The 9,022-nt window shown below is 71.1% G+C and carries 5 protein-coding genes and 1 riboswitch; of the genes, 4 read left to right on the top strand and 1 reads right to left on the bottom strand.

Annotated features, from left to right (window positions below):
• Positions 1-17: 17 nt before the first annotated feature.
• On the bottom strand, positions 18-5,849 hold the full coding sequence (locus tag ABGB10_RS15035; RefSeq protein WP_347661445.1) for a ThuA domain-containing protein: 5,832 nt from the start codon (positions 5,847-5,849) through the stop codon (positions 18-20).
• Positions 5,850-6,149: 300 nt separating this feature from the next.
• Positions 6,150-6,259: riboswitch (TPP riboswitch) on the top strand.
• On the opposite strand from ABGB10_RS15035, the gene thiE reads away from it, so the two are divergent.
• The 4 genes from thiE (at position 6,254) to ABGB10_RS15055 (ending at position 9,007) form a co-directional block, all read left to right on the top strand.
• Positions 6,254-6,880: a thiamine phosphate synthase gene (gene thiE, locus ABGB10_RS15040; protein ID WP_347661446.1), complete on the top strand. Its 627-nt coding sequence runs from the start codon at positions 6,254-6,256 to the stop codon at positions 6,878-6,880. (Overlaps the previous riboswitch by 6 nt.)
• On the top strand, positions 6,874-8,040 hold the full coding sequence (thiO, locus tag ABGB10_RS15045) for a glycine oxidase ThiO (protein WP_347661447.1): 1,167 nt from the start codon (positions 6,874-6,876) through the stop codon (positions 8,038-8,040). The genes thiE and thiO overlap by 7 nt, the downstream gene beginning before the upstream one ends.
• Positions 8,031-8,231, top strand: a complete 201-nt coding sequence (thiS, locus tag ABGB10_RS15050; RefSeq protein WP_347661448.1) for a sulfur carrier protein ThiS — start codon at positions 8,031-8,033, stop codon at positions 8,229-8,231. Before thiO ends, thiS begins: the two co-directional genes overlap by 10 nt.
• Positions 8,228-9,007, top strand: a complete 780-nt coding sequence (locus ABGB10_RS15055; protein WP_347661449.1) for a thiazole synthase — start codon at positions 8,228-8,230, stop codon at positions 9,005-9,007. The genes thiS and ABGB10_RS15055 overlap by 4 nt, the downstream gene beginning before the upstream one ends.
• The last annotated feature ends 15 nt before the right edge of the window (positions 9,008-9,022 follow it).

Here is a 9,022-nt window from a genome sequence, read left to right on the forward strand (position 1 = left end):
AGAGGGGCCTCGTCGGATCAGAGCTGACGACCGGGCGCGAGCCGGGTGGCATCGCCACCGAGCCGTCCCGTGCCCTTGACCGTCTCGCCGTCGTTCGCCTTGACCCCGGCCTTGCTGGCCGCGCCGCCGAGCCGAACGATCATGGCGTCGGCGTCCCGGATCAGGACGTCCCGAACCTCCGCCTCGCCCACCAGTGCGGTGTCGGAGGCGAGCGTCCGGAATGCGGTCAGCTGCCGCACCGCCGCCTTGTCGTCACCGGCCGCCTCGGACTTGCGGACGGCGTCGAGCTTGTTGGTCAACTGCTTGTGCGCCTTGGCCGAGAGTCGACCCGTCGCCTTGAACCGGTCCAGCAGACCCTGCATGTCCCGGAACGAGGTGGTGACGAAGAACCGGACCGTCGAGGTGGTCTCGTTGCCCGCCTTGTCGGTCGCGGTCACGGTCAGCTCGTGCAGGCCGAGCGACAGCTCGTACATGGCCTGCAGGGTGCCGCTGGCGTACGCCTGGCCGTCCAACTTGCCGACCACGGTCGCGATGCCCGAGGTCGGGTCGACAGCCTGCCAGGACACCCGGACGTCCTGGCTGTCGCCGTAGAGCTGCCCGTCGGCGATCCCGGAGACCAGCAGCGTCGGCTTGGTGCCGTCGATCTTCAAGACCGCCGACTTGAGCGTCTCGGCGTTGCCGGCCTTGTCGGTCGAGCGGTACAGCAACTCGTGCTGCCCGTCACCGGTCACCTCGACCGGCGTCGTGTACGGCGTCCACGCTCCACCGTCCAGCGACCACTCCACCGTCTTGACACCGGAACCGGCGTCGGTGGAGGCCAGCACGACCGGGATCGTCCCGTTGTGCCAGCCGGAGTCGTTCGCCGGAGCGAACGTCGCCGTGGTCACCGGCGCGGTGGCGTCGATCTTGACCGAGACGGTCTTGGTCGCCTCCACGTTGCCGGCCTTGTCGGTCGAGCGGAACCGCAGCTCGTGCTCGCCGTCACCGCTGACCTCCACCGGGGCGGTGTAGGCCGTCCAGGTGGTGGCACCGTCCAGCTGGTACTCGGTGCTGGCGAGCCCGCTACCGCCGGCCTCGTCGGCACCGGTGAGCGTGATCGTCACCGGCCCGGTGTGCCACCCGTCGGTCGGGGTTCCGGACACCGCCGCCGTGGTCACCGGCGCGGTCTCGTCGGCCACCTCCGTGCTCAACCGGAAGTAGTCGAACGCGGCGGTCTTCGAGGCCGTCTGGTTGGCGCCGAGGGTGAACAATCCGACCTTCGGGGTGGCACCCACCGCGGTGTTGGTCAACGCCTCCAACGCGGTCCAGGTCGTCCCGTCGGCCGAGTACGACGCGGTGAACGTGTCGCCCGTGCGGGCCAGTCGCAGGTGCCACACCGCCGAGGTCAGGCTGCTCGCCTCGGGCTGCGGGTTCTGCACCGTCCCGGCGATCTCGCTGCGGAACTCGATCCGCCGCGTCACCGCCTGGCCGGCCTGGTTGTCCGCGATGAAGTCGAACTTCAGGTAGTTGTCGTCGTCCGCCTGCACGAGCAGACCGGCCTGCTGGTACTGCTCGTTCAGCAGGCTGCCGTCGACCTTCGTCTCCAGGGTCCAGTCGCCCGACGGCGCGGTCTGGAGGATGAAGTTCTTCGGCCCGGTGTTGTCGGTGCCGTAGATGTCACCGTTGGGCACGTCGATCCGCAGCGCGCCATCGGTGACCCGGTAACCGGTCGGGTCCTCCCGCAGGATCGCGTCCCACCGGCACTTGTCCAGGCTGTCGCCGTTGAACTCGTCCGACGGGTCGACCGGGCCGGCCGGAGCGTCCGGCGTGACCTGGAACGAGTCGAACGCGGCGTCGACGACCGGCGCCTCGGTGCCTCCGTTGAGCGCGAAGACCCCGATCCGCGGGTTGGTGATGCCGGCGAGCGCGGCCGAACGGCCGACCGGGGTGAAGGTCTGCCCGTCGGCCGAGGAGGCCGCGGTCAGGTTCGTCCCGTCGCTGGTGATCCGCAGGTACACGGTGTCACCCGCCGGTGCGGCGGTCCTGTCGTCGGCCTCGTTGCGCGGCGTGCCGGCCGTCTCCCGGATGAACTCCACCGCCCGGCTGCCGTTGTACAGCAGGTCCAGCTTGGCGTAGTTGTCGTCGTCGCCGTACACCAGTAGGCCAGCCTGCTGGTAGTTGGCCGTCACCGGCAGGGTGACCTTGGTGGTCATCTCCCAGGCGCCGGTCGGAGCCGCCTGGAGCACCAGGTTGGTGGCGTCGTTGCGAGCGCCGTAGAGGTCACCCACGCCGGTGGGCAGCCGCAGCGCACCGCCACTGACCGAGTAGAGCTGGTTCTCCCGGATCACGCTCGTCCAGCGGGCCTTGTCGAGGCTGTTGCCGTTGAAGTCGTCCGAACGCGCCCCGAAGCAGGACGTGTCCGGAGCGTCCACCCGCACCGGCACCGTGGCGTACGCCTTGGCGCCCTTGCTGTCGGTCACCGTGAGGGTGGCCGTGAAGGTGCCCGCGTTGGTGTAGGTGTGGCTGGCGTCCAGGGTGGTCGCCGATCCTCCGTCACCGAAGTCCCAGGCGTACGTCAACGGGGTGTCGCCCTCGGCGTCGGTGGCCGTGCCGTCGAAGGCGACGGTGACCGGTGCGGTGCCGGTGGCCGGGGTGGCCGTGGCGCTGACCACCGGCGGCGCGTTCTCGGTGACACCGCGGCCGACGAAGTCCATCCAGTTGACGTTGAACAGCGAACCAGTGCCGCCGTTCGGATCGCGGGCCAGGAAGAACAGCGAACCGCTCGCGGCACCGGTGACCGGCGCGCTCACGTCCGTGTACGTCTGCCACGCACCGGTCGCCGGCACGGTCGCCGTGGCGACCACCGGTCCGTCGACGGCACCCGCGCGGACCTCGATCCGGCCGCCAGCGGCAGCCGAGGCGGCCCGGAAGCGGATCTCGGTGATGTTGGTCAGGTCCGCCGGGGCGAGCGACCACCAGTCGCCGTCCTCGATGAACCCGATGTTCTGCCCGCCGCCGGCGGTGTCGGCGCCGGTCTCCCGCTGCACGCCGGCGTCGCCGCCGCCGGTGCTCACCGGAGCGCGCCCGGTGGCGGTGAAGAACTCCGCCTGCTTGCGCTTGGGCTGCAGGACCTCGATCACCCGACCAGTGAGCGGGCTGGCCCCGCCGGCGCCACCGTCATCGGTGTAGGTGGCCTCGAAGACCGCGAACACGTTCGCCTCGGCGCCGTGCCCGGAGGCGAGCGACGTCTGGACAGTGCCGGTGCAGCCGGTGTGCTGCTCCAACGGGTGGGCGTGCTCGTCGTGGCCCAGCAGGACCTGGAGGTTCACCCGGTCACAGTCGATCTCCCCGTCCTCCGGGTCGGTCACCTTGATCGAGTAGCGGACCTGGTCACCCCACTCGAAGAACCCACCGTCCGGCGGGAACTCGATCGTCACAGTCGGGGACGTGTTGCCCACGGTGATCGGCACGTTGGCCACCGCGGTACGGCCCTTCGGGTTGGTGACGGTGAGCTGGGCGGTGTAGTTGCCCGCCGCGGCGTACGTGTGCGTCGGGTTCGCCTCGGTGGAGGTCTGCCCGTCGCCGAAGGCCCAGGCGTAGGTGAGCGTGCCACCGTCCGGGTCCCGGGATCCGGCACTGGAGAAGGTGACTGCCAACGGTGCCGCACCCGAGGTCGGGGTGGCGGACGCCGCCGCGATCGGCGCGCGATCACCGGCGGTGTAGTCGATCCGGTAGACGCCCGAGTTGTCGTTGTTGCCGCCGAAGCCGCTGCCCCACTCGATCAGGTACAGCGCGCCGTCGGGGCCGAACTCGAAGTCCATCGGACGGACCATGGTCATGCCGGTGAGCAGCTGGTTGATGTCCACCAACGACTTGCCGTCGGGGGTCAGCTGCATCGTGTACATCTTGTTCTGGTTCCACTCGCCGAGCAGCGCCTTGCCGTCGTAGTACGCCGGCCACTTGCGGGTGGAGTTGAGGTCGGCGTCGTAGCGGTAGACCGGGCCACCCATCGGGGCGCCACCGCCGCCGATCTCCGGGTAACGCGCGTCACCGGCGTACCCGTAGTCGACGGTCGCCGGCACGACCGGCGGGAGGTCGGTCAGGCCGGTGTTGTTGGGCGAGTTGTTCACCGGCGCCGCGCAGTCGAACTTCGCGCCGCTCGGGCCAGACGGGAACGTGTAGTCGTTGTAGGCCTCGTTCGTCCCGGTGCAGTACGGCCAGCCGTAGTTGCCGGGGGTCACGACGTTCCACTCGACCAGGCCCCGAGGGCCGCGGTTCGGGTTGTCGGAGTTGGCGTCCGGCCCGTAGTCCGCGACGTACAGCGTGTTGGTCTTCGGGTCGGTGCCGATCCGGAACGGGTTGCGGAAGCCCATCGCGTAGATCTCGGGACGGGTCTTCTCGGTGCCCGGCGCGAAGAGGTTGCCGGCCGGAACGGTGTACGTCCCGTCGTCCTCCGGGTGGATCCGGATCACCTTGCCACGCAGGTCGTTCGTGTTGGCCGAGGTGCGCTGCGCGTCGTAGTCCTGGCGGCCCGCCCGCTCGTCGATCGGCGAGTACGAGTTCGACTCGAACGGGTTGGTGTTGTCGCCGGTGGCCAGGTAGAGGTTGCCCTCGCTGTCGAACGTCATGCTGCCGCCAGCGTGGCAGCAGGTGTTGCGCTGGGTGTCGACCCGCAGCACCTGCTTCTCACTGGCCGGGTTGATGGTGTCGCCGGTCACCGTGAACCGGGACAGCAGGTTGCGGGTGACCCCGTCGTTCGGGGCGTAGTAGAGGTACACCCAGTTGTTGGTGGCGAAGTCCGGGTCGAGCCGGATGCCGATGAGGCCGTCCTCGTTGCCGGTGAAGACGTCCAGGTCGACGGCGGTGACGGTGTTGCCGGTGTCCGGCTTGATGATCTGCACGCGACCGTCACGCTCGATGTAGAAGACCCGCCCGTCGGGGGCGATGTCCAACTCCATCGGGTTGCTGGTGTTGCTGTCCAGCGCCACCTTCTCGAAGTTCGAGGTCTTCGAGGCGCCGCAGTCGGCGTCCTGGACACCTGCCGCGGTGCGGATGCCGCCGAGCAGGTGGGAGAGGAAGCCGGGCTCGGCGTACGACTCCCGGGTGTGGCCGCCACCGGTGTACCAGGACCGACCACCGTCGTAGTCCTGACACCAGGCGATCGGGTGGTCGGCGCCCATCGCGCCGGCGCCCGCGGTGTAGCTCTTCTCGTCCAGGCTGGCCAGCACGTGCACGTCCGGCCGCGGGTTGGTCTGGTAGTTGTACCACTCGTCGAACCGGGACCAGCGGTCCGGCAACTCGGCGGTGGACGGGTGCGCGTGGTCCTCCACCTTCACGGTGGCCTGCTGGTTCTGCGGGTGGTTGGCGAAGTACGCGCCGACCAGGTCGCCGTACCAGGGCCAGTCGTACTCGGTGTCCGACGCGGCGTGGATGCCGACGTAGCCGCCGCCGGCCTTCACGTAGCGCTCGAACGCCGCCTGCTGCTCGGCGTTGAGCACGTCACCGGTGGTGGAGAGCCAGATCACCGCCTTGTACTTCGCCAGGTTGGCGTCGTTGAATGCGGCGCCGTCCTCGGAGTTGTCAGCGGTGAATCCGTTGGCGGCACCGAGCTGCTGGATGGCGGCGATGCCGGTGGGGATGGAGTCGTGCCGGAAGCCGGCGGTCTTCGAGAAGATCAGGACGGAGAAGGGATCGGCCGCTGCCTTTGGTGCCTTCGGCACCACCTGGCTGACCGGGGCGCCGGCCGGCGCCTCACGTGGGGGGACCTGGGCGGCCGCCTGTGCGGGGGTGCCGAACAGGGTGGTCGAGGCCATGGCCAGGGAGATCAGGGTTGCGGTGATGGGTACGCGGGCACGACGAGAACGGGACACGCCGCCTCCTGTGTCGTAGTGACAGAGATCGCGGGAGCCGGCTCGCCGAAGACCCTCCCTGATGGAGCCGGTGGTGACACCGTGCCAGGGTGTCCCCGCCAACATTTTGTCGAATCGCTGAACAAATTAATTCGGCTGGTTCGATGTCGGGCAAGATGCCGGCGGGTAACGGTTCTGCAACGGCGGGCGACATTCCGAACAGGACCGTATGAAGCGCCCCATCGATCTTGCTCATCCGGCCCGCACGGACGCCGCCGACCCCGCCTTGGCAGACCGGCGGATCTGTCGTACGGTGACACGCAAGTAACCCACGGGAGCCCGGTGTACCGGGCTGAGAGGGGGGCTGACAGCCCCCGACCGTCGAACCTGATCCGGGTAATGCCGGCGCAGGGAGGAGCGTTGCCGTGCCGTCCATGGGGCGACTGCATCTGATCACCGACACCCGACCCGGGCGCGACCCGCTCACCGTGGTCCGGGCTGCCCTCACGGCGGCCCGCGCCGACCTGGTGGTGCAGGTCCGCGTCGAGGATTCCGCCACCGACCGCGAGGCGTACGACCTGGCCCGACGGGTGCTGGCGCTCTGCGCGTCGTACGAGGCCACCTGCCTGGTCAACGACCGGCTGCACGTGGCGCTGGCGGTCGGTGCCGCCGGCGGGCACGTCGGTGCCGACGACCTGCCGGTCGCCGCCGCCCGCCGGGTGCTCGGCCCCGCCGGAGTGCTGGGAGCCACCGCCCGCGCGCCGGAGACGGCGACCTCGGCGGTCGCGGCCGGAGCCAGCTACCTGGGTGTCGGGCCGTGCCACACCACCAGCACCAAGTCCGGTCTACCCGACCCCATCGGGCCGGCCGGGGTACGCGCCGTCGTCGACGCCGTCGACGTGCCGGTCATCGCGATCGGCGGAGTGACCGCCGCGCGGGTGCCGGCGCTGCGGGCCGCCGGGGCGTACGGGGTGGCGGTCGTCGGTGCCCTCTCCGCCGCCGCCGATCCGGCGCGGGCGGCGGCCGAGCTGCTCCGGGCACTGACGTGTTAGCAGGAGGCCCTTCCTCTACAAAAGCCGTTAACAGGGGGCCCTTCCTTGCGGATGTGGTGGTGGTGGGGGCAGGGCCGATCGGGCTGTCCATCGCCTGGCGCTGCGCCGCCCGAGGGCTTCGGGTGGTGGTGCACGATCCGGCACCCGGATCGGGGGCCTCCGCGGTGGCCGCCGGCATGCTCTCCCCGGTCGCCGAGGCGTACTTCGGTGAGCGGCAACTGACCGAGTTGCTGCTGGCGTCCGCCGCCCGCTGGCCGGGGTTCGCGACCGAGTTGACCGAGGTGACCGGAGTCGAGATCGGCTACCGGACCGAGGGCACCCTGATGGTCGGCCTGACCGGCGACGACCTGGCCGAGGCGCGCCGGCTCTGGGCGTACCAACAGGGGTTGGGTCTGCCCGTGACCCCGTTGCGCCCCAGCGAGCTGCGCGACCGCGAACCGGCGCTCGCCCCGAGGGTGCGCGGCGGCGCGCTCGCGCCCACCGACCACCAGGTCGACCCCCGACTGCTGGTGCCGGCGCTGCGCGTGGCCGCGCAACGGGCCGGCGCGGTGTTCGTGCCGCAAGCGGTCCGGCACCTGTCCGATGTGGATGCCGAGGTCACCGTGGTCGCCGCCGGCTGTGGCGCTGCGGCACTCACCGGCCTGCCGGTGCGGCCGGTGAAGGGCCAGATCCTCCGGCTCCGCGCGCCCGACGGCGTCGCGCCGGGCTTCCGGCACGTGATCCGGGGGTACGCCGACGGCGAACCCGTCTACCTGGTGCCCCGTGCCGGCGGCGAGGTCGTGGTCGGCGCGACGGTCGAGGAACGAGCGGACACCACGGTCACCGCCGGTGCCGTGCAGCGCCTGCTCCGCGCCGGAATCGACCTGCTGCCCGAGCTGGCCGAGTACGACCTGGTCGAGGCGGTCGCCGGGCTGCGTCCGGGCACACCGGACAACGCGCCGATCCTCGGGCCGCTGCCCGGCCGACCGAACGTCCTGGCCGCCACCGGGCACCACCGGCACGGCATCGTGCTCGCTCCGATCACCGCCGACCTGATCGCGGACCTGGTGCTCGGCGGCGCTTCCGACCCGCTGCTCGCGCCGTTGCGGGCCGACCGGTTCGGCGGCGCGGGCTCGGACGGAGCTGAACCGACCATCATGGAGGGGGACCGGTGGAGTTGACGGTGAACGGGGCCGGACGCATCGTGCCCGGTGGCACGTCGGTGGCCGACCTGGTCCGCGACATCGTGCCCGAACAGCGTGGGGTCGCGGTCGCGGTCAACGGTGAGGTCGTACCCCGGACCGGTTGGCCGGCCACGGCGCTGCGCGACGGCGACCGGGTCGAGGTCCTCACCGCGGCACAGGGCGGGTGAGCGGCATGCCGTTCGAGCTGGGCGGGGAGACGTTCACCTCGCGGTTGATCCTCGGCACCGGCGGTGCCGCGAACCTGCACGTCCTGGAGCAGGCGATCCGGGCGTCCGGCACCGAGCTGGTCACGCTGGCGCTGCGGCGGGTGGGCACCGCGCCGGGCTCCACCGGCGGGCTGCTGGAGCTGCTGGACCGGTGCGGGGTACGGCTGCTGCCGAACACCGCCGGCTGCCACACCGCGACCGAGGCGGTGAAGGTGGCCCGGCTGGCCCGGGACGCGTTCGACACCGACTGGGTCAAGCTGGAGGTGATCGGCGACGAGCGGACGTTGCTGCCCGACGGGGTGGAGTTGCTCCGCGCCGCCGAGGAGCTGGTCGCCGACGGCTTCACCGTGCTGCCGTACACCAGCGACGACCCGGTGCTGGCCCGCCGCCTCGCCGACGTGGGCTGTGCCGCGGTGATGCCGGCCGGCTCACCGATCGGGTCGGGGCTCGGCATCGGTAACCCGCACCACATCCGGCTCATCAGGCAGGGCGTGGACGTCCCGGTGATCCTCGACGCGGGCATCGGCACCGCCTCCGACGCGGCCCTGGCCATGGAGTTGGGCTGCGACGCGGTGCTGCTGGCCAGCGCGGTGACCCGGGCCGAGGACCCGGTGGCGATGGCGACCGCGATGCGGTACGCGGTCGAGGCGGGCCGGTTGGCCGCGGGCGCGGGCCGGATCGCCCGACGCTTCCACGCGCTCGCCTCCACCCCCGACGAGGGAAGACCCGACCTGTGACCCCCTCACCCCCCC

The sequence above is a fragment of the Micromonospora sp. B9E7 genome, assembly GCF_039871815.1.
Taxonomy (GTDB): Bacteria; Actinomycetota; Actinomycetes; order Mycobacteriales; family Micromonosporaceae; genus Micromonospora.